This is a genomic window from Runella sp. R5_40 (assembly GCF_057652295.1).
In genome coordinates, this window is record NZ_JBYFCH010000017.1 from 107,328 (window position 1) to 132,385 (window position 25,058).

Consider the following 25,058-nt stretch of genomic DNA (forward strand, 5'->3'; position numbering starts at 1 on the left):
TACAAAAATTCGTAATTAACGATTACAAGGATAACTAATAACGATTAACTATTTAATCTAAATGGTCAAATTCAGTATGAAAGCGGCGATTTGGGTGCTCTCAGCCACAGTGCTGATCAGTGCTTGTAAGTCGAAACACCCTTCGAGCCTCAATCCAGGCAAGAAAAGTACAGCAACGAACGTGGATTTTGCTTCTAAAAACGGCAAAGCCAAAAAAGGGAAGAAAGGTGTTGCAGCAACGTCTGCCGAGCCAGAAGGCTTCGCAGTAATGCCTTACAAATCGCAAGTGGTAGGGCCTAACCTTGTGTTTATCGAAGGAGGCCGTTTTACCATGGGGGCGTTGGAAGAGGATGTGATGAACTCTCGTGACAATCGTGAGCGTACGGTCAGTGTGCAGTCTTTCTACATGGATGAAACCGAGATTACCAACCTCAACTACCTCGAATACCTCCATTATGTACAGCGCGACTCATCGGCTGAGGTAGCTTCTAAAGCACTTCCTGACACAACGGTTTGGTACGACCCCTTGTCGTTCAACGACTCGTACGTAACGTACTACTTCCGTCACCCAGGTTTCCGTATGTACCCAGTAGTGGGTGTATCGTGGGTACAAGCAAACGACTATTCTATCTGGCGTACCAACTTTGTGAACGATAACCTAGCCAAACAAGCTACGGGCAAACCAAAGAAATCGTCGCTAGGTGGTAAGAAGAAAAAAGGCCAAGCCATGGCTGAGTCGGAAGCATTGATGACCAACGCGCGCCCTGCGGTAGAAAGTGGCTACGTGCTACCGAACTACCGTCTTCCAACTGAAGCTGAGTGGGAATATGCCGCCAAAGCAATGATTGGTACACAGTACGCCGACGAAAACCAGTCGAACCAACGTATTTATCCTTGGGATGGCTCATCGTTGCGTAACCCACGTGGCAAACACAAAGGTGAAATGATGGCCAACTTCAAGCGTGCCAAAGGTGACTATGCAGGTATTGCTGGTAAGTCAAACGACGGTGCCATTATCACGGAAGAGGTGTATAAATACCCTGCCAACGATTTCGGTTTGTACAACATGGCTGGAAACGTAAACGAGTGGGTATATGACGTTTATCGTCCGTTGTCATCAATGGACTTCAAAGACTTGAACCCGTTGCGTCGTGATGGTTTCTTGGACGAAGAAAAACGCTATGACGTAAAAGGTAACAACTCAGTAATCAACGACAAACTCCGTGTGTATAAAGGAGGTTCTTGGAACGACGTAGCTTATTGGTTGTCACCAGGTACACGCCGTTTCTTATCACAAGATTCTTCGACGGCCATGATTGGTTTCCGTTGTGCGATGATTTCGACAGGTAGAAATAAGTAGTAATTAATTTTATATTTTTACACGAAAAGAGGCGGCTGAAAAGTCGCCTCTTTTCGTGTAAAAACGATTGATTATCAAGCACTTTTACTAAAATACAAAATCTATCTAAAAAATATTTTTCATAAAATAGTTGGATTTAACGAATCACTGCTAGACCTTTGCAACCAGCAAAATGGCCAGAGAAAAAAATCTCTGGCCATTTAAAAGTCCTAATAATACATATATTCGATAGGATATAAGTATTTATTAAAACCACAAAAACAACCACCAAAAACTGTCCAATTCGCCACGATTATGAAACAGGCTCTAAAAGTATTCTATTCGATAGGTTTACTATTTTTTGTATTTCAATCGAATGCACAAAACACACCCATTATTAACGCTACCTTATCGGGAACCGTCATCGATGCCGTCACCAACGAACGCCTTATTGGCGCTTCGGTGTCCATCAAGGGTACCACCAATGGCGCTTCTACCGACGCTAATGGTGAGTTTCGACTCGTTACGGGACAAAAACTTCCATTTACCCTCATTGTAACTTACATTGGGTATAAAACCCGCGAACTTATTGTCAACGAACCTAAAGTTGAGATTCGTTTGGAAGCTGGTTCTAACCAACTCGAAGACGTGGTGGTTACTTCGCGTCGTCGCCAAGAGTCGGTACAAGACATTCCCATTCCGATTTCAGTAGTACGCGGTGTAACGGTAGAAGACCAAGGTGCTTTTAACGTAAACCGTTTGAAGGAATTGGTACCAACTGTTCAGTTTTATGCCTCAAACGCTCGAAACACCACCCTCAATATCCGAGGATTAGGCTCAACCTACGGATTAACCAACGACGGAATCGACCCTGGTGTTGGCTATTACGTTGATGGTGTTTATTATGCTCGTCCAGCAGCTACTTCCCTCGATTTTATTGACATCGACCAAGTAGAGGTACTTCGTGGTCCACAAGGAACCTTATTTGGAAAAAATACAACTGCGGGCGCCTTCAACGTCACCTCACGCGCTCCTTCTTTTGACCCAACCGCCAGCTTTGAGCTTAGTTACGGAAATTACGGCTACATTCAAGCAAAAACTTCTATCTCTGGCCCATTGAGCAAAAAACTAGCGGCAAGGGTTTCGTTTTCGGGTACACAAAGAAATGGGTTGTTTTATAATACTCGCACCCAAACCAATATCAATGACATCAATAATATCGGCGTCAGAACGCAGTTTTTGTACAAGCCAACTGAAAAGATAAACATCACGTTTATCGCTGACATCACTGACCAAAAACCTGTGGGGTACGGTTGGCCAGTCGCTAAAGTAGTCACTACCCAACGCGCAGCTTACCGTCAGTTCAACGCCATCATTGCCGATTTGAACTATAAATTGCCCTATCAAAGTGCTTTTGAAAGAATATTAGACTTAGATACGCCGTCAAGAGCTGGTAACCAATTAGGTGGATTGTCCTTGAATGCAGACTTTAAAATCGGCAAAGGAACGTTGACCTCAACAACGGCATGGCGTTATTGGAAATGGGATCCCCTTAACGACCGCGATTACACTGGCTTGCCTTCTTTCACCATATCGTCAGGAACCTCTGCCCATGACCAGTTTTCGCAAGAATTCAGATATTCAGGAAAAATCAATGACAAACTAAGCGGCGTAATTGGTGCTTTCGGTTTGTGGCAAGACTTAAGAACAGATCCAGTGCACACTGAAGAAGCAGGTTCGGCACAGTGGCGTTTTGCCCAAAGCTCTACCAGTGCGCTTTGGAAAACTCCTGGCTTGTTTGATAATTTTGGTATCAAAACTACCTACGGCATCAAGTCATCCAGCGTAGCATTATTTGCGCAAGCGGACTGGGCCATCACCAGCAAATTGCACATCTTACCAGGTATTAGATACAACAACGACACAAAGAAAGCTAACTACAGTCGAGTTACCTACGGAGGCTTACAAACTACCGACGCCGCTTTATTGGCCTTGAAAAATGGGGTATATAGCAACCAAACCTTTGACATTGATGCCTCTGAAGGTAATTTCTCTGGACAGCTAACAGTACAGTATAAATTCAACAAAAACGTCAATGCTTTCGGAACGTATTCACTGAGCTATAAACCAATTGGTGTCAACGTAGGTGGTTTGCCAACGGCAAGCGGTCGAGTATTGACTGAATTGGCTACGGTTAAACCAGAAGCGGTTTCTCACCTTGAATTTGGGTTAAAAACCAAGCCTTCTGCCAACTCCGTGTTGAACATCGTATTTCATAACACCGACATAAAAGATTACCAAACGCAAGTACAAACTCCTGAACCTGGGGTAAATAGAGGATATTTGGCCAATGCTGAACGCGTAAGAGTGATTGGTTTAGAAATAGATGGAAACATCAAAGCAAATAACCACCTCTCTTTCACGGGTGCTTTTGCCTACACAGACGGGAAGTACGTGAAATTCACCAACGCTCCAGTGCCTATTGAAGAAGTGGGTGGCGCACAAGCTTTCAAAGATGTTTCGGGAGGTCAGTTACCAGGTATTTCAAAATACGCAGGATCACTTGGTACTGAAATTACGGGCAAAGGAAGCCTATTGGGACTAAAAGGCAATTTCTTCGGTGGTCTTGATGTGTATTACCGCTCTACATTCTCGTCAAGCCCTTCACCTTCGGCTTTCTTAGACATTGAAGGATACGCGTTGCTCAACGGCCGCGTAGGTTTCAGAGCATCAAATGGCTTGTCTATTTTCATCTGGGGAAGAAACTTAGGCAACAAAGATTACTACGAGCAATTGTTGGTCGCTCCAGGTAGTGCAGGCCAAATCGGCGGTATTTTGGGTGATCCACGTACCTACGGCGTAACGCTTCGATACACGCTATAATCTCACTGTATTTTGAACGAGGGTGTCGTTTTTAACCCTCGTTCAAACCCTAAACAAACACAACCATGGCACAGACATCCGTTCAAAAAAGAGTATTTGGAGGTGATTACATTCTCTTCGGTCTTTTTGCTTTTATCTTAGTAGCCGCCGTGGGTCTGGGAGGATGGCAGCTTTGGGGAGCCAACCTGAAACTGAGTTTTAAGGACTTATTTACCTCCGAAACCCTCCTTTTTATTGGGGCAGGTTTTCTGGCCCAAACCATCGACGGTGCTTTAGGAATGGCCTACGGAATAAGCTCTACGTCACTTTTGTTGAGCTTGGGCGTCCCTCCCGCAGCCGCGAGTGCGAGTGTGCACATTGCGGAAGTATTCACCAGCGGCGCTTCGGGCTTGTCGCATTGGAAGTTTGGGAATGTCAACAAAAAACTGTTCAAGCTTTTGCTCATTCCTGGCATTATTGGGGCAGTCACGGGTGCCTATATTTTGAGTTCGTTTGACGGCAATTTGATTAAACCTTACATTTCCATTTATCTACTTGTTATGGGTGTAATCGTTATCCGTAAAGCCTTGGGTAAGAAAAAAGCCAAATCAAAAACCAAATACGTCGGGCCGTTGGCACTCCTTGGTGGCTTTGTCGATGCCGTTGGAGGCGGTGGCTGGGGACCTGTTGTTACCTCCACTCTCATTGGCAGTGGACGTGACCCTCGCTATACGATTGGTTCGGTCAATACCGCCGAGTTTTTTATTGCAGCTGCAGGTGCAGGGATGTTTACCCTACTGATTGGCATTGATAACTGGCGTGTGGTTATCGGGTTACTTCTTGGTGGCGTCATCGCTTCTCCCTTTGCGGCGTATGTGTGCGGGAAAGTAAACCCAAAAATCTTAATGGTAATTGTCGGAATCGTTATTATACTTCTTAGCCTACGCAATATTTTGACTTTGTTTTAATGCTCAACGCCATGAACATCAACATCTTTGCCTTTGCTGTTCCCCTTTTCTTATTTTTTATCGGATTAGAATACTTTATAGCTAGAAAAACAGGGAAAAAGTATTTTCACTTTAATGAAACCATTGCTAACCTCAACGTTGGGATTGCAGAGCGCTTGATTGACCTGTTTACCGCAGGCGCTTTTTACTTTGTCTATGACTATTTGCATCGGCATTTTGCGCTACTTGACATCCAACCGACACCGCTTCATTGGATTCTTTTACTGTTGTTTACTGATTTTTTGTGGTATTGGTACCATCGGCTTGGCCATGAAGTAAATATTTTTTGGGCGGCGCACGTCGTTCATCACCAAAGCGAAGACTTTAATTTAACTACGGGCACCCGAATCACCATCATTCAGGCCGTAGCCCGAACATTCTTTTGGACCATCATTCCCATCATTGGTTTTCCAGCGGAAATGATTACAGTCGTACTTATCATTCACGGGATTTACCCCTTTTTTACGCATACACAGCTCATTGGAAAACTAGGAATCTTAGAATATATTTTAGTAACGCCGTCGCACCACCGCGTTCACCACGCGGCCAATGAACAGTATCTCGATAAAAACTACGGGGATATGTTCATCATCTGGGACAAACTGTTTGGGACGTTTGCCAAAGAAACTGAAGCACCCGTCTATGGCCTAACAAAACCACTCGAAAGTCACAGCTTTTTATGGCAACACTTTCACTTTTTTGTCGAACTAGGACTTGCCGTAACATCACAAAAAGGGTTCTGGAACAAACTAAAAGTCGTATTTGGTAAACCTGCTGAGTTCGATGAACGAATGAGGTCAAAAGCAGAAATCCTTTTTTTATCTCACCGAAAAGTACAAGCTCCCACTCACCGATTTAAAGGTTATGTACTGGGTCAAATGGCGTTTACGCTCTTTTTACTCTTTTGGTTTTTGCTGTTAGAACACTACGTTCCGCTACCAGTACAGCTCGCTATTTCTTTGTTTATTTTATTAACCTTGGTCAACAGTGGGGCCATTTTAGAACAACGCCGATGGGTATTTTACCTCGAATACCTACGGATGGGAAGTTTGATGGGCGTCGTTTATTACTACTACCCTACTCCGACCACCTTTGTACTTTCGGCGGGCTTATTAGTAGCCGCCTTGGTTTACTTACGAAGCATCGAACGCCAATACCTACGCTTACTCTACGGAAACATTTACCTCCCAAATTCTTAATACAACATGAGAGCCATCATAAAAAACATTGGAGAAGATTATTTTATCTCATCATTACCAACTTCTTATCAAAAAGTACAGCCCGTAAAAAATCGCGGACTTCTCCCCAACATTCGGGTGAATGCCGAGGTAGGTGTATGGCAAAACCTGCCCGTTTATTTGGAATCAAACAGTTTTTTCTATCTGCACGATTTGCTAAATGAAGGGCCTTTGGTACTTAGTACATACAGTCCTGCATGGGAAAAATACGGCGCAACCCACCTCGACCGCCTCAACAAAGCATTTGACGTTATCTCAAAATTAGGCGCTAACATGCTCGTTATCAGTACTGAGCAATTCAAACACATTGTTCATACGGTACAAGATTATGGGATTGAGTTTAACATAGTCCAAGATTTAAACAATAAAATCAGCGAAGCACTGGGGGTCTATTCCGAATTTGAACCCGTTTGGGACCGCATCGCGGGGATTTCGGAGGATGTACCTTTCCCTGCCACGTTTGTCATAAGCCGAAACCGATACATCGTCTATGACTACGTTGACAAGGACTTTGAATATGCTGTTTCAGAAAAAGAAATTGAACGGGCCGTAAAAATTGCACTAAAATAAATCCATCTTATGTCAGACACATCCAACAAAAACAAGCAAACGGCCTTAGGCGACGTAGCCGCTAGACAGCTGGCGATTGCGACCCGTACCGTGCCGCAAATGGTGACCATCACCCCTCGCTGGTTGACTCGCCTTTTGAACTGGGTTCCTGTAGAATCAGGCGTTTACCGTCTCAACAAAGTCAAAAACGCCAACAGCGTTGAAGTCGATTGTTCGGCGCGCGACGAGCGGGTTCTTCCCCAAACATTCGTCGATTACATTGACAATCCGCTCGAATACAATTTGTCAGCCGTACAAACCATTGTGGACGTTCATACGCGCGTTTCTGATTTGTACAGCAAACCTTACAATCAGATTTCGGAGCAGTTGCGCTTGGCGATTGAAACCATTAAAGAGCGCCAAGAAAGCGAACTTATCAATAACAAAGAATACGGTTTGCTGCACAGCGTCGTTCCGTCGCAAGTCATCAAAACGCGCCTTGGCCCTCCTACTCCCGATGATTTGGACGAGCTGATTGCCAAAGTTTGGAAAGAACCTGGGTTCTTTTTGCTCCACCCGTTGGCCATTGCGGCGTTTGGTCGTGAGTGTACGCGCCGTGGCGTACCGCCTCCAACTGTTTCATTGTTTGGGTCACAGTTTATTACTTGGCGGGGCATTCCGTTGATTCCTTCGGACAAGCTTCCTATCCAAAACAATAAAACCAAAATCATTTTGCTGCGCACGGGCGAGAGCCGTCAGGGAGTTGTAGGACTCATCCAACCTGGCTTGCAAGGCGAGCAAACCCCTGGACTTTCGGTTCGTTTTATGGGCATCAACGACAAGGCCATCGCCTCTTACCTTGTTTCACTTTACTGCTCGTTAGCAGTATTGGTGGACGATGCCATTGCAGTTTTGGAAGACGTTGAAATCGGCAACTACCATGAGTACAAGTATTAATACCTCGACAGGACTGCCCGACGTAGCAGCATTGGAAGCACTGGCCAATCAGTTTTTTGCTGCTTTGCCAGGTGAGCATCCGATTGCGCAAAGGTTTGCCAAACAGGCGATTCATGCCCTTACACCTGTTCACGCAGGTGCTCCAAATGAGGTTCCTTTCTATTTTGCAGACGGCGCACCCACGCCGCCTGCATTGGGTGGCCTTGGCATTACACCGACTTTGCACGACCCAACGGCTTTTGTCGCTACTGGTACAGAACCGACTACGCCGCACGTGGTCGAACCTGCCAGCATTAGCTCAAACGGCGGACGAATTCCTAGTTCCGTCGCGGGAAGCGGTGCGTCGCCCTCGGCGATTCAGCACGGCAACAACATTAATCTGGAAAATCCACAAACCAGTTTTCCCGACGAAAACTTAAAAAGTGACGCTATTCCTTCCTCTATTGGGTCGGGCAGGGAAACATCCCCAGAACAGTTGCCCTACCAATCCAATTTTTCGTTTGAATCCGAATTACAACAAGCACTGGAAGCACTTTCGGGGTCAAACCACGTTGCGTCAGTACCTCAACTAGGCAGCCCTTACTATTTTCTTTCGGGCAACCCTTTGCACGGCTTAGGGGATGGTTTCGTACCGCAATTGCCTTTTGTTTCTCCAACAACAGCTTCCGCCAGTAGCTTAAAATCAACTCCAAAGCTCCCGTTGGACGCTGCACTCATCAAAAAAGACTTTCCCAGTCTTCAGGAAACTGTCAACGGGAAACCTCTGATTTGGTTAGATAACGCGGCTACGACCCAAAAGCCTAAGTTGGTCATCGACCGTTTGAGTTATTTTTACGAACACGAAAACTCAAACATTCACCGCGCTGCCCACGAATTAGCTGCTCGCGCTACCGATGCCTACGAAGCAGCACGCGAAAAAGTTAGGGCATTTTTGAATGCCGCTTCGACCAACGAAATTGTGTTTGTTCGGGGGGCAACGGAAGCGATTAATTTGGTAGCTAAAAGTTTTGGAGAACAATTTATTAACGCAGGTGACGAAATCATTGTCAGCCACCTTGAGCACCACGCCAACATTGTACCTTGGCAGCAATTGGCGCAGAAAAAAGGCGCGCGTTTGCGCGTGATTCCCGTGGATGATGATGGCCAAGTAATCTTGGAAGAGTACGTAAAATTGCTCAACTCCCGCACCAAACTCGTATCGTTTACGCAGGTTTCCAACGCCTTAGGAACGGTTACTCCAGCCAAGCAAATCGTTGAACTCGCTCACCAGATTGGCGCAAAAGTGCTCGTCGATGGCGCCCAATCGGTTTCGCACATGAGCGTGGATGTTCGTTACTTAAACGCCGACTTTTTTGTCTTTTCGGGACACAAGGTGTTCGGGCCAACGGGCATTGGCGTGGTTTATGGCAAAGAAGACTTGCTGAATCAGATTCAACCTTGGCAAGGTGGGGGAAACATGATCAAAGACGTGACGTTTGAGCGTACCGTTTACCACCCCGCTCCTTCTCGTTTTGAAGCAGGAACGGGAAACATCGCCGACGCAGTGGGGCTCGGCGCTGCCATTGACTACGTCACAGGTTTAGGCATGAACCTTATTTACCAATACGAGCATCAATTGTTGCACTACGCCACTCATTTGTTGAAAGACGTTCCAGGACTTCGATTGGTAGGTACTGCTCCCGACAAAGCCAGTGTTTTGTCGTTTACCTTAAAGGGGTACACCAACGACGAAGTAGGACAAGCCCTTAACAAAGAGGGAATTGCGGTTCGTACGGGACACCATTGTGCACAGCCTATTTTGCGGCGTTTTGGCTTGGAAAGTACCGTTCGACCTTCGTTGGCGTTTTACAATACCTGCGCCGACATCGACACGTTGGTAGAAACGCTCTATCGTTTGCAACATAAAAAATAACCCTAAACCTTATAGGTTTTTAAAACCTATAAGGTTTCAGAATTGAAACCTTTCTTTCACTATGTCTGACGTAAAAGAATTTATCGATAAGCTTCACCACACGCACAAAGCAGAATGGGAAGCAACGCCAAAAATCCAAGATTCGATTGATTGGTTGACGAACCTCTTTGAGTTTCTTTTTCCCAACAACCGTTTGCATAAAAAGGCAACCTATGTGGGTATCCTCAAAAAGAATCAAATTGACCTTGAGAATATTTTATTGAGTTACTTAGACCCTACGGAAGCCGATATTGAAGGGACGGTCAATGCCTTTTATCAATCATTAGAAACGGTCTATCACCATTTACGAGCCGACGCCGCCAAGATTTACGAGTTTGACCCCGCCGCTACGAGCATTCACGAAGTAATCGTTTCTTATCCAGGCTTTTACGCCATTGCCGTTTACCGAATCGCTCATCAGTTAACGCTCTTAAAAGTACCCGTTTTACCACGGATTTTGAGCGAGTATGCGCACCGAAATACGGGCACCGACATTCACCCTGCGGCGAAGATTGGAGTCCCCTTTATGATTGACCATAGTACAGGCATTGTAATTGGCGCAACGGCCATCATTGGAAATAATGTTTCTATTTATCAAGGAGTTACGCTAGGAGCATTGCAAGTAGCCAAAGAGCTGGCCGAAGTAAAACGCCACCCTACGGTAGAAGACAACGTCATCATTTACGCCCGAACTACCATCCTTGGCGGAAAAACCGTCATTGGTAAAAACAGCATCATTGGGGGCAGCGTATTTTTAACCAAAAGTGTAGCACCCAATTCGCACGTTTTTAATACCCACCAACTCCGAATCGAAGTAAAAGACGAGGTGTTTGACTAAGGTTTGCTTTTTAAGCCTTGTGTTTTATTTTTGCCAATTAATCTATTAAATCTATAAAATTGATATTTATTTTCAAAACCTGATACAATTATGAAAAGATTAGACACTCAGACCTTTACTTTCAACGAAAAATTGACAGAAGAACAAATCTCTTTTTTCAATCAAAACGGTTTTTTGCACTTTAAAAACTTCATTGCCAAAGACACCGTTCAGTTGTTTCTCAACGAATTCAAGCGAATTGAAGAACAAATTTTGGTCGATGGCGAACAAAAAATCAACGGAGTGCCCCTCAAGTTTGGCAAAGACCTCGACGGCAGTCCGTTGGTTCAGCGAATTTGCTTTGCGTCAAAGTTTAGCCCCATCCTACGCGAGTACATCCAAGACCCTCGTCTCCAATCGCTTACGGCTTTAATCGGCGGTGATGCCCGCGTGGGAGAAGACGAAAAAGATGGGCTGGTCTTTAACCATTACGTTCGAGACAAACACAGCAAGTTTACCTCTATGGGATGGCATACCGATAGCCCACGGGACTTGTTTTTAGGACAAAAGATTCACAAAATGCTCAATATCGGTACTCACCTTGATGACTGCCTAAGCCGCAACGGGGGTCTCAAGGTGTTACCGGGTACGCACACCCAAGGCGTTTTTCAGACGCTTTTCCGCAAAAAACAATTCATCGACCACCAGCCCGACGTCAACGAAGTAGGGCTCGATATTGAAGCGGGTGATTTGACCATTCACGACGGCGACTTGTGGCATCGGGTAGAAGCCAGTGTTTTTGAGGGCGAACAGTCACGCCGTCGCGTCATGTATGTACCCATTGTGACAGGAAAATACGTACCCAAAAACGAACATAGCAAAACCCCTTTTTATCAGCGTCTTGCGAAATATGTTGTTAAATAAGCTCCATTGGCTTGTAATAATTCACTCATTCGTAATACGTATTTCCCCATGAACAATCCCCAATATGCCCTCGTAACAGGCTCAGCCAAAGGCATCGGAAAGGCCATTGCCAACGAACTTGCTCAACGTCAGTACCACCTCCTCTTGGTCGATTTTGACCAAGAGGTGCTCGAATATACCCAAACCGAACTGCGCGGGCGCTACCCTGCGCTCAGTGTTCACACCTTTGTGCAAGATCTATCCGAACCAGAAGCCGTCGCCAACATTGAAAAATGGGTGACTCCCTTCAAGGATAAATTAAAGGTGGCGATTAACAACGCAGGGTTTGGACTGACGGGGCGATTTACCGACCTCAATATTGAAGAGCAACTCAACATGGTGGATGTCAACTTCAAAGCGGTCGTGCGGCTTTCGTACCTGTTTGTTTCTATCCTAAAAAACAACGGAGAAACCTATTTGCTCAACGTAGCCAGCACAACTGCCTACCAGTCTGTGCCCTACCTCGCCGTTTATGCGGCCTCCAAAGCGGCGGTATTGTCGTTTACGCGCAGCCTTCGGTTTGAGCTAAGGGAAACTGGCCTTTCCGTTTCGACCCTCAGCCCAGGCAGCACCGACACCGATTTTGTCTATCGCGCCAGAATGGGCGAACATACCAAAAAGACAGCGTCCAAAGTGAATATGACGCCCGAAGCCGTAGGCAAGATTGCCATAAAAGGGTTGTTTGCCAAAAAATCAGAAATCATCCCTGGTTTTCTCAACGTCCTCAATGCACACCTACCCAAGTACGTACCCAAACTTTTGACAGAAAAAGTAGCCGCAAACATCTACGAACCCCGAAACTAACCGAAGTTATGTCAAAGAGCATTCCTGTCCTTATCCCTTCCGAAATCCATAGCATTGTCGATAAGCAATATACGCAAGTACACCAGCTGCTCGGCAAACGCCTTGCCTTGATGTTTGGCTACCTCATTGCTCAATCTGCTCAAAGCGCAGTGTTTTCGGCTTTTTTCAGGAAAAACTTACTGGAGTTGGGAGAAAACCCCGACCTGCTAGAAGTGGAAGAAGACGAATTGCTTGTGATTTTATTTGGCTCAAAAATAGCCACCGAAGGAGGAAAAATTCCCGATGAACTGTACGATGCCCTTACCCAACGCTACTCGCAGGAACAGGTCATTTTGCTCGTGAGTTTTGCGACTCAATTGGTTGCCGCAACGATGTTCAACGCAACGCTGGAAGTCCAAGTCGAAGCATCGCTACAACCGTATGTGTTACCCGAAGCATTCAGAACTGAGTTATGTTTAGTATAAAAACCTATTTCGCGCTTTTTGTGGGCTATTTTTCGATTGTATCTTTGGTACAAGCGGCTGACTTTGACTTTACCCCAACCCTGCAAAAAGCCCACCAAGAAGTGTTTAAACTTCGGCTGGAAGGTGCAAAAAAATTGGCCGCGTCCGAAAAATCAACCAATCCATTTCGGGCTTACGTGGAGCATTATGCCGAAACAATTCACTTACTCAACACCGACACCGAAGAGGCTTATAATGCGTTCCTAACCCACGAAGATGAACGCCTCGACGCCATTGAAGACCTCGACGAACAGTCACCTTACCATCGGTTTTTGCGGGCCGAAATTAAACTACTGTCGGCAGTCGTGCGGATTCGTTTTGGCAATGAGGTAAAAGCGGCTTGGAATGTGATTCAAGCGGCGAAGCTGTTGGAAGAAAACCAAAAATTGTTCCCTCAATTTCTACCAACCTATAAATCGCTGGGCTGCCTACACATCGTCATTGGCTCCGTTCCCGACAACCACCGTTGGGTACTCAAATTGCTGGGTTTAAAGGGTAACATTGCTCAGGGCGTTGCTGAATTGCGCCGAGCTACCAAAGACAAAGAGTGGGGAAACGAAGCACTGCTTACGTCCTTTTTTATTCAAGAATTTGTCTTGAAGTTTGACGAACGCGAAAACACCGAACTGCTCAATACAATTGAAAATCAATCAGATAATCTCAGTTTTTATTGGTTAGCCACGGCCATTTCGCTCAAAAGTACCCGCAACGAGCAGGCATTGAAATTGCTCAAAAAAGCACCATCCGACCCCACTTACCCCGCACTTTCCATTTTTACGCTCTACCGCGCCGACGCCCATTTGCTCAAAGGTGACTACATTGAAGCGAGTCGGCTGTATGCGCTTTATATCCGTCAATTCAAAGGTAAATCTTACCTCAAAGAAGCCTATTACAAACTAGCCCTGTGCCATTGGCTCACGGGAGATTCAACGAAGGCTCAACAATCGTTGTCGCGGATTCCGTCGGTGGGAGTGGCTTACGCGGAGTCGGACAAAGCCGCCGAGAAGTTCTACGAAAGCTATTCAAAAACACACCAACTTCCGAACAAAACCCTGCTCAAAATCAAACATGCTTCTGACGGTGGGTATTACGAAAAAGCGGCGGAATTGCTGACTCAACTTACTGAAAAAGACCTAGAAACCCCTAAAGAACGCGCCGAGTATTATTTCCGAGCGGGGAAAGTGTTTCAACGTACGCATCAAAGTGACCAAGCCTTGGCTTCGTTTGAAAAAGCCATTCAATTGTCGGCCAAAGAAAGTTGGTATTTCGCACCGAGCGCGTCGTTGCAGATTGGTTATTACTACCAAGAAAAAGGGCAACGCCAGCAAGCCAAAGCCTATTTTGAGAAGGCAATTTCTTACAAAAAACACGAATACAAAAACTCCGTTGACAGCAAAGCGCGCGCTGCGCTCACTGAAATGGGGTTTGATAGCTAATATTTTGCTTTATTCAACCCACCAATTCTATACAATTTTCTGAGACAGCTTATACACACAATCGGTCAGACGATAGTCAGACCGTTATTCAGTTTGAGGAATGTCCTTTGGAAAACAGGTTGAACGCATTAAAAATAAAAAGTGACTATTTATTGCTCCAGAGGAGCCAAATCTTCGTAGAAAGAAATAATTAGCCTCCCCTAAAGCCCCATCGGGGTGGCCGACGCTTGATGAAAGAGGTCACCCCGATGGGGCTTTAGGGAGGGGTTTGTTTACTTTTACTACAAAGGTTTTGCCTCTCCGAGGCTGTTTTTTAAATGCGTTTAACCTGTTTGGAAAATAAAATTTGGGATAATTCAAGCGATTACCCCAAATTGACTCATTTCCCAAATTCCCTTTCACTCTCCCTTTACAGGGCTATGAAAAAGACTCAATAAAAAATTATATTAGGCTAACCTTGAAAGGTTCAAAAAATCGTTCATTCAAATCGTTTCGTAAGCGTTTTGGATGGAAAGTTCGGCGGTCGTTTTCGTAAATCTCGCTCAAACTTTGGGTGACATAATCCACCTCGCCAGGCGTGTTGTATTTACTAAACGAAAAACGAATATGTTGGGCTTCGGGCGCGGCTTGAAGCGCCGTCAACACGTGAGAATCAGTAGCTTGAAGATTGGAACACGCACTTCCACCCGAGGCAGCAATGCCGTACAAATCCAAGTAACTCAGCAAAGACTCTCCTGATTTTAAGGCGGGAAACACGACGTGGAGTAACGTATAAAGGCTATTTCCCGAAGAAGCACTCTCACCGTTAAACGTACAGCCTATTCCCAAATTTTCGAGTTGTTTAAACAGGCGATTTTTCACAAAACGAATGCTCTTTTCGTGGGCCTCTAGGTCTTGGTAAGCTACTTCAAGGGCTTTCCCGATTCCGACGATGGCCGCTACATTTTCCGTTCCCGAACGGAGCGAACGCTCCTGTCCTCCACCGTGTAATAAAGGTTTTATCTTACGTTTGGGTGAAACATACACAAAACCTACGCCTTTTTGGGCGTGAAACTTGTGCCCCGACCCAACTAAAAAATCAACAGGAAGACGCTGTAAATCAAACGGATACTTGCCAATTGTCTGGGTGGTATCCGATAAAAAAAGCGCTCCAGCAGCTTGGCACAGACGGCCAATCAACTCCAAATCATGCAGGTTTCCGATTTCATTATTGCCGTGCATAAGCGCCACCAATGAATGCGGAAACTCTTTCAATAATTCTTGCAAATGGCCTATATCTATCTGCCCTTTTTCATCTAGCTCCACGTAATGTAGCTGGATTTTATGCTCTTTTTGCAACCAACGAAGGGGTTGCAGCACGGCTTTGTGCTCAGTAGGACTTGTGATGACGTGCCGAAGTTCGTACGCATTCACCGCTGCGGTAATCACCCAATTCAACGCCTCCGTTGCGCCCGATGTAAAATAAATAGCCTCAGAAGGCGCATTGAGTAGCTTCCCAATTTGGGCTCGGCTTGTTTCAATGGCTTCGCGTGCTTGCCGTCCAAATCCATGACTCGAGGATGGGTTGCCGTAAAAAGTGGTCAAATAGGGCATCAACGCCCCTAACACCTCACGGTCGATGGGGGTAGTTGCTGCATTGTCAAAGTATATTTTCATGGTGTCTGATGATTGGAATGTTAGAGAGGTGGAGAAAAATACTCCGTCGGGGTAAGCCCCCGACGGTTATTTGAAATAACTAACCCACCTTAAATATACATACAGACTAATTTTTGGGGACTTCCCCCCTTTTATTGTTGGCTTGACGAGGCATTTGCCACTAAATTAACGTCAAGCGTAAAGTCGTTTTCGATGGCCTTATCTCCCAAGTTTTCGAAAAAGTTGCTCGACCGATAGCGAATGTCACCCTTAGCACGATTGCCTTTTTTTGACGGACGAGCTTGCGAAACGCCTCCAAACAACATAAATGAGGCAACAACAACTGGTACTTTTTTCATGGTGTTTCTTAATTTAAGTTTAAAAAATAATTATTCCTATATACATTATAGATATTTTGTATAAATGAAAGACTGCATTCAAATGATTAATTGTTAAAAAATTTTCGATGAATTTTGATGAGCGATACTTTTTCTAAAAAAGCTTCACTTTCAAGTGAAGAACAAAACTTAGCTTAGTTGAATAAATAGCCAAATGGTATATCACTTCGCTCAGTGATTGTGGATGCAAAGGTGAGAAATAAAAAAACAATTTTCCAACTATTTTTCAAAAAAAATTAAAAAATGAAATTTCAATTAGTCTATTGATTATTAGGAGTTTATGCCTTCATTTTTTAGTCTAAACAAGGCATTTAGTCGCTACTACTCTTCAAAAAGTACCATTTTACCCCTAGAATACGCTCAAAACGAGAATAAATAATACATTTAGAAGATTTCATGCCAATATATTTTACATATAGACTAATTTATTTACTATAAATAGATAGATTTTAGGGTAATAATTATAAAAAAAATTATATTTAAAGCTTGTTTATATGAAACAGGCTTTTCAACTTTGTGCCCACAATTAACAATCAGCAGCTTCTATACCAATGGTAGTAAGCTTCTGGTCAAACCCAAACTCATTTCTTCCATTTATTTTAAAAATATCCACTAACCAGTAAACCAATGGTTAGTTATTTACGGGCAAATACAGCTTACAGGAAATCATTCAAATGAGATAATATACACAGAAAAAGAAAAAAACGAAAAACCTACAAAAATTTCTATATTTATTCGATAGTCTTTAATCCAATAACAAATTTTGAAGTAACCATTTTTAAATCACCCAATAAACAAAACGTGCCAGAGTAGCGGCAACTACCCTGGCACAAGCTAAAGCAACAAAGGCTCATTGGCTAAAATGATACCATTTCCTTCACAGGAAGTGGCACAACCATTTGTTTTATTTAACCACTGCAAAGTAATGAAAAAAATTTTATCTCTGTGGGGCTTACTGCTATTTACCTCATGGCTGGCTTCGGCCCAAACTACGCCGACCATCAACGCGACGGTTTCGGGTAAGCTCATCGACCAAAAGACACGGGAGGCATTGGTAGGTGCGTCGGTCGTCATCAAGGGAACCACCAACGGAAGTACCAGCGATGCCGATGGCAAATTTACCCTTCGAACAGGGCAAAAACTACCCTTCACGGTCGTCGTCAGTTACATCGGTTACCTGACCAAAGAACTCATTGTCAATTCAGAAAAAGTAGTTCTTGAAATTGCGCCTGACACCAAACAACTCTCTGAGGTTGTGGTGGTTGGCTACGGAACGCTTGAGCGAAAAGACCTCATTGGTTCCATTTCAAAAATTGACCCTGCCGAATCAAAAACCATCCAAGCGGGCAGTTTCGACGCCCAATTGCAAGGCAAAGTATCGGGTGTACAGATTTCCAGCAACACGGGGGTTCCTGGAGAAGCGGTCAACATTCGAGTACGCGGGGCAACTTCCATCAACGCCGACAATGACCCACTTTATGTCGTGGATGGCGTATTTATCAACAACAATTCCTTGCAAACCATCGGAACGGGCGGTAAAGCTACTTCCCCGATTGCCGACCTCAATCCCAACGACATTGAAAGTATCGAAGTCCTCAAAGACGCCGAAGCGACAGCTTTGTACGGTTCACGCGGTGCCAACGGAGTGATTTTGATTACGACCAAACGCGGAAGTTTTGAACAAAAGCCGAAGATTTCGCTGAACGCATCGTACGGACAAGCCAAAGCTACCAAACTTTGGGAATTGACTACGGGGCCAGAGCACGCCCAACTCGTCAACGAGTGGTGGATCAATACGGGCAAAGACACCCCTTCGCTCAACCGCACGTTTGCCAACCGTCCCTTCCGCCCAGTAACAGAAGGCGGACGCGGGCTGCCCGAAGAACAACAAACATACGACCGTTTGAGTGAACTGTTCCGCACGGCAAGCTTATCTAATTACGACCTTTCGCTTTCGGGCGGTACCAAAAGCACCAAGTACTACATTGGCGGTGGTCTCAACACGCAAGAGGCTATCATTAAACCGATTACCTTCCAACGCGCAAGTTTTAAAGTCAACCTTGACCAAAAGGTAAATGATAACGTTCAAGTAGGCGTGAGCAACACCTTTACCCGCACGTACCGCAACCAAGCCCGTGCGGGAGATGGCCCTGCGGGAGGACTCCTACAAGCGGCATTGCACACGCCAACGTACCTTTCGCCCGTCAACGAACAAGGGGTTTTGGTCGGGCGCGCAGGATTTGACAACCTTACGTTATTGCTTGATAATTATAATGTTAACTCCGCCAGCTTGCGCTACATTGGCAACTTATACGCGGATGTTCAACTTTTACCAAACCTAAAATTCCGCAGCAGCTGGGGCGTTGATTACAACAACTACAACGAATCTGAATATTGGAATAACTTGTTGATTTCGGGAAGTCCGAACGGGTTGGCGACGTCTTCGATTAGTCAATTTACCACTTGGTTGAACGAACAAACGCTTACTTTCCGTCAGAAAATCGGGGTCAAACACTCGTTTGGAGTTTTGGTAGGAAATACGCTTCAAAGCGATTTGCTGACCCGTACGTATGCCGAAGGACGCGGTTTTGCCAATAATCAATTTACCCAAATTTCGTCGGCCGCTACTACTGCCGCTTCCCAAAGTTGGAGCAAAAGCAACTTGGCCTCGTTCTTTGCCAAAATAGACTACAATTTTGGCGGAAAATACCTCATTGATTTCAGCGCTCGGGCCGATGGTTCGTCGCGCTTCGGAAACAACCGCAAGTGGGGCTTTTTCCCTTCGGCGGGGGTCGCGTGGCGGATTAAACAAGAAGCATTCTTACAAGACATTCGGGTCTTGAGCGACCTCAAACTACGGGCCAGCGTCGGGGTAATTGGAAACCAAAACGGCATTGGAAACTTTGCCTCGCAGGGTCTTTGGACGGGTGGTTCGGGTTACCAAAGTTCGGCGGGAATTGCGCCTCAGCAGTTGGGGAACGCCGATTTACAATGGGAACGTACGCGTCAGTTTAACGTCGGACTTGATGCTTCGTTCTTAGACCAACGCCTCAACGTAGAATTTAACGTCTATAACAAATACACCACCAACGGTTTGCTGCAATTGGCCTTGCCCGCCACGTCAGGGTTTAGCAATTACTGGTCGAACGCCGCAGAAATCACCAACAAAGGTTTTGAACTGGGCATCAGTTCGGTCAACATTCGCAAGGGTGATTTACAATGGACTACCAGTTTCAACATTGCCCGCAACATCAACAACATTGAAAAACTACCCAACCCCCTTCGTTACGGAAGCCGCGATTTGATTTTGCAGCAACAGGGCACACCACTGTATTCGTTTTGGGTGTATAAAGAACTGGGCGTTGACCCACAAACGGGAAATGTCATTTACGATGACGTCAACAAAGACGGACAAATCACCGTGGCGGACCGCCAAATTGTGGGCAGTATTTGGCCAAAATTCTTTGGAGGCTTGACCAACAACTTCTCCTACAAAGGCTTTGATATTGGCTTATTTTTCTCTTTCCAATACGGCAACAAGATTTATAACCACAACCGCTTCTTTGGCGAAGGAGGCGGCGCGCGCGACGCGGCACGAATCATTTTTGCCAAAAACAACCAACGTTGGCAAAAACCTGGCGACATCACCGACGTGCCTCGTCCCGATGGCATCAACGTCAACAACTACCGCGACGGCGGCAGCCGTTGGTTAGAAGATGGCTCGTTTGTGCGCCTTCGCTCCCTGAACGTAGGGTACTCAATCCCAAAATCAGTTAGTCGTAAAATTGGAGCTGACCAGCTTCGCGTGTATGCTTCGGGAACCAATCTTTGGCTATTGACCAAATACACAGGTTTAGACCCTGAGTCGAGCGCAAGCAGCGACCAAAACCAGCAAGGTATCGACTTAGGTACACCTCCCCAACCGCTAGGAGTACAGATTGGTATCAATGTTACATTCTAAAAATTGAACAAAACAATGAAATTCAAACATCATATACTCTGGGTAAGCTTAGCGCTGGCAAGTAGTTCTTGCGAAAAATTTCTGGATGTTCAGCCCAAAGAATTTATCTCCGACGCCGCCACCATTGTGGACCGTTCTTCGGCCGAAACAGCCGTAAGAGGAGTCTATAGCGCCCTCGCCGACGGCAGTTACTACGGCACTTCTTTCCAATCCATTGGTTATTTGTCGGGCGATAATATCGTTTGGACGGGTTCGCAGTCGCAGGTTCAAGAGTTTATCAATAAAAAAGTCAATGCCGACAATTCAACCATTAGCTCGGCTTGGATTTCGATTTACCGAACCATCAACCGCGCCAACAACGTCATCGACAAAGTCCCCGCCGTTAAAGATGCGCAGTTGACCGATGCCCTTCGGAATCAGTACATTGGAGAAGCTTATTTTGCGCGTGCATTGGCCTATTTTGACTTGGCTCGGACGTGGGGTGGCGTACCTATTATTACCAAACCGACCATCAACCCCACTGACAACAGCGGAATCAAACGCAGCAGCGTTGCCGAAACGTACGCCCAAGTACTCAAGGACTTAGAAACGGCCGAACCGCTTTTACCCGCCACCACTGACCGTTATCGGGCTACCCGCAAAACCGTTTGGGCCTTGAGAGCGCGTTATCATTTGTACCAAAAAGAGTGGGTCAAAGCCGAAGAATATGCCGACAAAGTCATCAGTGACGCGGCCAACTACAAATTGACAAAACCGTTTAGTGCGTTTTTTGCTAACGATGCCCGCGGAACGACTGAATCTATTTTTGAGATTTTTTACAACGGTACCACCGAAGTAAACAGCCACCGTGGACAATGGCAACCCCAAACCAACGGCGGTACGCGCCAGTGGGCTCCCAACGATGCCCTCGTGGCTTTGCTCAACAACCCCGCCGTGGGAGGAACGCGCAGTGCATTGGTCGCCAAAGACAACCAAAACCGCTGGTACGGAAATTTGTACTACCGCAACCCTGCCTCTGACCCAAGCTACGTACTTCGTATTGCGGAAATTATTTTGATTCGGGCCGAAGCGCGTGCTCAACAAGATAAACTCGCACTTGGCTTGGCTGATTTGAACTTGATTCGCGACCGCGCGGGCATTGCTGCCAGTACAGCCGCCACCAAAAACGATTTGTTGTTGGCGATTGAAAACGAGCGTCGCGTAGAGTTTGCATTAGAACCACACCGTTGGTACGACATCGTCCGCACGGGGCGTGCTCCTGTCGTCTTTAATCTTTCGGACGCTAATCGCTACGTGTTGCCTATTCCTGTCCAGCAACTTCTTTCTGACAAAGCATTGGAACAAAACCCTGGCTATTAACCCCTAACACCTCTTAACATCCTCCCTCACAAGCCGCAACGGCGTACGGGGAGGAGTTTGGGGAGGGGTAGTCCAAATCATAACAACTTCTATTCACCTTATAACCGTTAGAACCAACCATGGCAAAAGAATTACTCCTCGACGATTCTACCGAATGGCAAGGATGGGAAAAAAACATTTTTCGATTCTTTGGGCTCTATTTCCTAGTTCAGGTTCTTCCGCTCGACCTTCGATTTTTTAAGCACTTATTTGTAACCGAAGATTGGGCGTTTAGCTACCGAAATATCTTTTATTTGTCCAAATACTCTCCAAATTTCATAGGACAAGAAAGCTTTATCAATTGGCTGATTGTGGCCGTTTTGGTGGGCATTGGTGCGCTCATTTGGTCACGAATCGACAAACCAACGACTGATTATAACAAGCTTTACTACGGAATCCGCGTTTTGGTTCGCTACCGCTTGGCACTTGGTGTGATTGCGTACGGATTCATTAAGTTTTTTCCATTGCAAGCGCCCCTCCCTTCACTCAGTAACCTCAATACCAATTACGGTGACTTCACGGCTTGGAAACTATTCTCGTTGGGCTTGGGCGTCGTTCCTAATTACCAATCGTTCCTAGGTTTGGTCGAAATTGTGGGTGGACTTCTGTTGCTCCACCGTAAAACTGCCACCATTGGTACGCTCATTATTTTGCCTTTTACGGGCAACGTCTTTGTTTCCAACATCGCTTACGAAGGGGGCGAATACATCTATAGCTTTTATCTTATTACGCTAGCCCTCTTTTTGTTTTCGTACGACGCCCTCCGCTTGTTTACGTTGGTATCACTTGAAAAACCTACCCTTCCCAACAAGTATCAACCTGTTTTTCAGGCCAATTGGCAAAAAGCTCGCTGGGCGTTGAAAGCCGTTTATATTCTTTTGTTTGTAGTGTTGTATGGCGCAGAAACCTACGCAGCCTACAAAAAAGGGCCGTACCAATTCCCTGCCAAGCAAGGCTTACCTCATTCAGAAGGGATTTACAACGTCAGCGAATTTAAGGTCAATTCCACACCCCTGCCCTACTCAAAAACAGACTCGACACGCTGGCAAGATGTGGTATTTGAAAAATGGAATACGCTCAGTATCAAGTCAAATCGTTCGGTGAAATTGGATTTGACCAATACTGAAGAGATTCACACCAACGACGACGACCGCACTTATGAATTGGCAGGTTCGCAGGGGCGTCATTATTACAGTTACGAAGTGGATGAAAAACAACACGTTTTGCACCTCAAAAACCGTAACAAACACTACGCGAACGAAGCCCTTGAATTGCATTATTCTCAGCCCAATGACTCAACGATTGTCCTCTCGGGAATCAACGAACGGCGCGATTCGGTGTATGCTGTACTGCACAAAATCAACAAAAAATACCTCACGTTCGAAGCGCAAAAAACAGGACGTCGGAGCGGCTTAAAACTCTAAACTCAAACGCTTTACTGCTATGTCAAAGACACTAAAAATCACTTCGGAAAGGGTCGATTTAGGAGCGGCTTCCGCTCTAAACATACAATCGGTAACGGAGCCATTTCCGCAACACAAAGAACCAGCACAGGCGTCGGGTACTGCATGGCCGCTGTGGAAAAAAATTGCGTTCCGCATTGCGTTTGTCTTTTTTGTGGCCATGTCGTTGCCCAACAACCTCGACTGGTACAAAGAAGTGGCGACGTTTGATTGGTTGCACCTGCACTACCGTGACCTGTACGACGTGGCGCGTTTTGGTTCTGGTTTAAACTTCTTTGGCAACCGCATCTTTGGCAGCACCCTCAACGGGTACGCCGTTTGGGTCATTACCTTCCTGTTTGCTATTGTCGTAGGATTGGTCTGGACGGGCATTGCCACCGTCACTAAAAAAGACCGTAAGGAATACAACTTGCTTTATTATTGGCTTCGCGTGATTGTGCGCTACCGCGCAGGCATTGGCATCATCGGATTTGGCTTCACCAAACTCACACCTACGCAACTTCCTTACCCGTCTTGGGGCGTATTAAATACCAATTTTGGGGATTTGACCCTCCAAAAAATCTACTGGCTTTCGATTGGGATTGTGCCTTGGTACGAAGTATTCACTGGCGTGGTTGAAGTAGCAGCTGGAGCGTTATTATTTTTTAGAGCCACTACGTTTTGGGGAGCCGTTTTACTATTTGGCGCGCTGGCCGACATCGTTTATGTCAACTTTTCCTACGACGGCGGCGTACACGTTTACAGCTCTTACTTTGTGTTGTTTTCGGCCTTTTTATTAGTTGACTACATTCCAAAACTCTACAACCTTCTTATTTTGGAGAAGCCGACTATTCCTACCACCTACTACCCTACTTTTTCTGAAGCTTGGCAGCGTATTACGCGCATTTCGCTCAAAACAGGTACGCTCATTTTGTTTTTACCCGTTTTTACGTACTTGTCGGTCATCAACTTTTTGTACGACCCTTACAAACAACCTGCCCTCAAAGGCATCCCACAGTTACGGGGAAATTACCACGTCACGGAGTTTCGTCACAAAGGCCAAGTGATTCCATTTTCGCCGCTGGATACTTTGCGCTGTCAGCAAGCCACGTTTGAAAAATGGACCACGCTTACCTTCAAAGTCAACAAACCTGTGGATTTGGATTTATCCAACGGCGGCGGCGCTCCCATGCGCGACATCAACCGCACATTTGAACTAACGGGCGTAGCGGGTGGCCAACGCGTGTTTTACTACGAAGCCGACACCGTGCATCACGTGCTGTATTTGCAAGACAAAAACCGTGGACAACGCCAAGAAGGGCGGGAGTTTTTGGGGAATCGCTCCGATTTTGGAGGCGACGGACGCACCAATGCATCAGGCAAAAAGAAGAACGAAAAGAAAAAAGAAGACAACTGGATTCCTAAAGAAGCTTTGGCCATCATTGGCCCCGAAGCCCCTAAGATTGAACCCATTGCGTATTCAACTCGCCGCGTCAAGGGCATTGAAGCCGAATCTCGTCCTGGCAAACGCAACCGCATGATTCTAAAGTATGACGTTCAGAACGGTGGCAATCGGGTGGTGTTGACGGGCATTGATGAGCACAAAGATTCTATCCGAGTCGTACTCGACCGCTACGAGAAAAAATATGCTTTGTCGAGAAGTACGCTAGAGGCTGGAAAGTACAATTAAAAACTCATTTTTAACTAACTACATTGTCAAGTAAACAATTTCATTTCTTACCCGCAGAAACCCGCTGAATAATACAAACGCAGATTTTCGCTGATAAAGAACTCAATG

At 45.7% G+C, this 25,058-nt stretch carries 18 protein-coding genes; 16 read left to right on the top strand and 2 right to left on the bottom strand.

The features are described 5' to 3' along the window. Positions 1–61: 61 nt before the first annotated feature. The 12 genes from gldJ (at position 62) to AC23N5_RS23110 (ending at position 14,426) form a co-directional block, all read left to right on the top strand. The gene (gene gldJ / locus AC23N5_RS23055; RefSeq protein WP_183976514.1) at positions 62–1,360 is read left to right on the top strand and encodes a gliding motility lipoprotein GldJ; all 1,299 of its coding nucleotides are present in this window, start codon (positions 62–64) and stop codon (positions 1,358–1,360) included. Between the two features lie 294 nt (positions 1,361–1,654). Beyond that, positions 1,655–4,222 carry a TonB-dependent receptor gene (locus AC23N5_RS23060; RefSeq protein WP_487757421.1) on the top strand — a complete coding sequence of 856 codons (2,568 nt, stop codon included), beginning with the start codon at positions 1,655–1,657 and terminating at the stop codon, positions 4,220–4,222. A gap of 65 nt (positions 4,223–4,287) precedes the next feature. After that, complete coding sequence (locus AC23N5_RS23065; RefSeq protein ID WP_487757422.1) at positions 4,288–5,169, top strand: sulfite exporter TauE/SafE family protein; 882 nt, start codon at positions 4,288–4,290, stop codon at positions 5,167–5,169. Between the two features lie 11 nt (positions 5,170–5,180). Then, entirely contained in the window at positions 5,181–6,407 is a 1,227-nt protein-coding gene (locus AC23N5_RS23070; RefSeq protein WP_487757423.1) for a sterol desaturase family protein, read from the top strand. A 6-nt stretch (positions 6,408–6,413) separates the two neighbouring features. Continuing rightward, on the top strand, positions 6,414–7,016 hold the full coding sequence (locus AC23N5_RS23075; RefSeq protein WP_183976506.1) for a redoxin domain-containing protein: 603 nt from the start codon (positions 6,414–6,416) through the stop codon (positions 7,014–7,016). A gap of 9 nt (positions 7,017–7,025) precedes the next feature. After that, the gene (locus AC23N5_RS23080) at positions 7,026–7,952 is read left to right on the top strand and encodes a family 2A encapsulin nanocompartment shell protein (RefSeq protein WP_487757424.1); all 927 of its coding nucleotides are present in this window, start codon (positions 7,026–7,028) and stop codon (positions 7,950–7,952) included. After that, the gene (locus AC23N5_RS23085; protein ID WP_487757425.1) at positions 7,936–9,864 is read left to right on the top strand and encodes a family 2A encapsulin nanocompartment cargo protein cysteine desulfurase; all 1,929 of its coding nucleotides are present in this window, start codon (positions 7,936–7,938) and stop codon (positions 9,862–9,864) included. Before AC23N5_RS23080 ends, AC23N5_RS23085 begins: the two co-directional genes overlap by 17 nt. Before the next feature lie 61 nt (positions 9,865–9,925). Next, the gene (locus tag AC23N5_RS23090; protein WP_122931086.1) at positions 9,926–10,741 is read left to right on the top strand and encodes a serine O-acetyltransferase; all 816 of its coding nucleotides are present in this window, start codon (positions 9,926–9,928) and stop codon (positions 10,739–10,741) included. A gap of 90 nt (positions 10,742–10,831) precedes the next feature. After that, a complete protein-coding gene (locus tag AC23N5_RS23095; protein WP_487757426.1) occupies positions 10,832–11,644 on the top strand; it encodes a phytanoyl-CoA dioxygenase family protein in 813 nt (270 codons plus the stop codon). Positions 11,645–11,692: 48 nt separating this feature from the next. Beyond that, positions 11,693–12,487 (top strand): SDR family NAD(P)-dependent oxidoreductase, encoded by a 795-nt coding sequence (locus AC23N5_RS23100; RefSeq protein WP_487757427.1) that lies wholly within the window; start codon positions 11,693–11,695, stop codon positions 12,485–12,487. Between the two features lie 8 nt (positions 12,488–12,495). Beyond that, a complete protein-coding gene (locus AC23N5_RS23105) occupies positions 12,496–12,951 on the top strand; it encodes a carboxymuconolactone decarboxylase family protein (RefSeq protein WP_183976497.1) in 456 nt (151 codons plus the stop codon). After that, positions 12,939–14,426, top strand: coding sequence for a tetratricopeptide repeat protein (locus AC23N5_RS23110; RefSeq protein ID WP_487757428.1), 1,488 nt, complete (start codon positions 12,939–12,941; stop codon positions 14,424–14,426). The genes AC23N5_RS23105 and AC23N5_RS23110 overlap by 13 nt, the downstream gene beginning before the upstream one ends. Positions 14,427–14,867: 441 nt before the next feature. Here the strand turns inward: AC23N5_RS23110 and AC23N5_RS23115 are convergent, their stop codons facing one another. Together AC23N5_RS23115 and AC23N5_RS23120 are read right to left on the bottom strand one after the other, a co-directional pair. Continuing rightward, positions 14,868–16,082 (bottom strand): cysteine desulfurase family protein, encoded by a 1,215-nt coding sequence (locus AC23N5_RS23115; RefSeq protein WP_487757429.1) that lies wholly within the window; start codon positions 16,080–16,082, stop codon positions 14,868–14,870. A 131-nt stretch (positions 16,083–16,213) separates the two neighbouring features. Further along, a complete protein-coding gene (locus AC23N5_RS23120; protein ID WP_487757430.1) occupies positions 16,214–16,420 on the bottom strand; it encodes a hypothetical protein in 207 nt (68 codons plus the stop codon). Positions 16,421–17,384: 964 nt separating this feature from the next. Here AC23N5_RS23120 and AC23N5_RS23125 point away from each other — a divergent pair. The 4 genes from AC23N5_RS23125 to AC23N5_RS23140 all read left to right on the top strand — a co-directional run bounded on the left by AC23N5_RS23125 (position 17,385) and on the right by AC23N5_RS23140 (position 24,950). Then, a complete protein-coding gene (locus tag AC23N5_RS23125; RefSeq protein WP_487757431.1) occupies positions 17,385–20,420 on the top strand; it encodes a SusC/RagA family TonB-linked outer membrane protein in 3,036 nt (1,011 codons plus the stop codon). A gap of 15 nt (positions 20,421–20,435) precedes the next feature. After that, positions 20,436–21,779 carry a RagB/SusD family nutrient uptake outer membrane protein gene (locus AC23N5_RS23130; RefSeq protein ID WP_487757432.1) on the top strand — a complete coding sequence of 448 codons (1,344 nt, stop codon included), beginning with the start codon at positions 20,436–20,438 and terminating at the stop codon, positions 21,777–21,779. Between the two features lie 119 nt (positions 21,780–21,898). After that, the gene (locus AC23N5_RS23135; RefSeq protein ID WP_487757433.1) at positions 21,899–23,242 is read left to right on the top strand and encodes a DoxX family protein; all 1,344 of its coding nucleotides are present in this window, start codon (positions 21,899–21,901) and stop codon (positions 23,240–23,242) included. 19 nt (positions 23,243–23,261) lie between these two features. Next, positions 23,262–24,950 carry a hypothetical protein gene (locus tag AC23N5_RS23140; protein WP_487757434.1) on the top strand — a complete coding sequence of 563 codons (1,689 nt, stop codon included), beginning with the start codon at positions 23,262–23,264 and terminating at the stop codon, positions 24,948–24,950. The last annotated feature ends 108 nt before the right edge of the window (positions 24,951–25,058 follow it).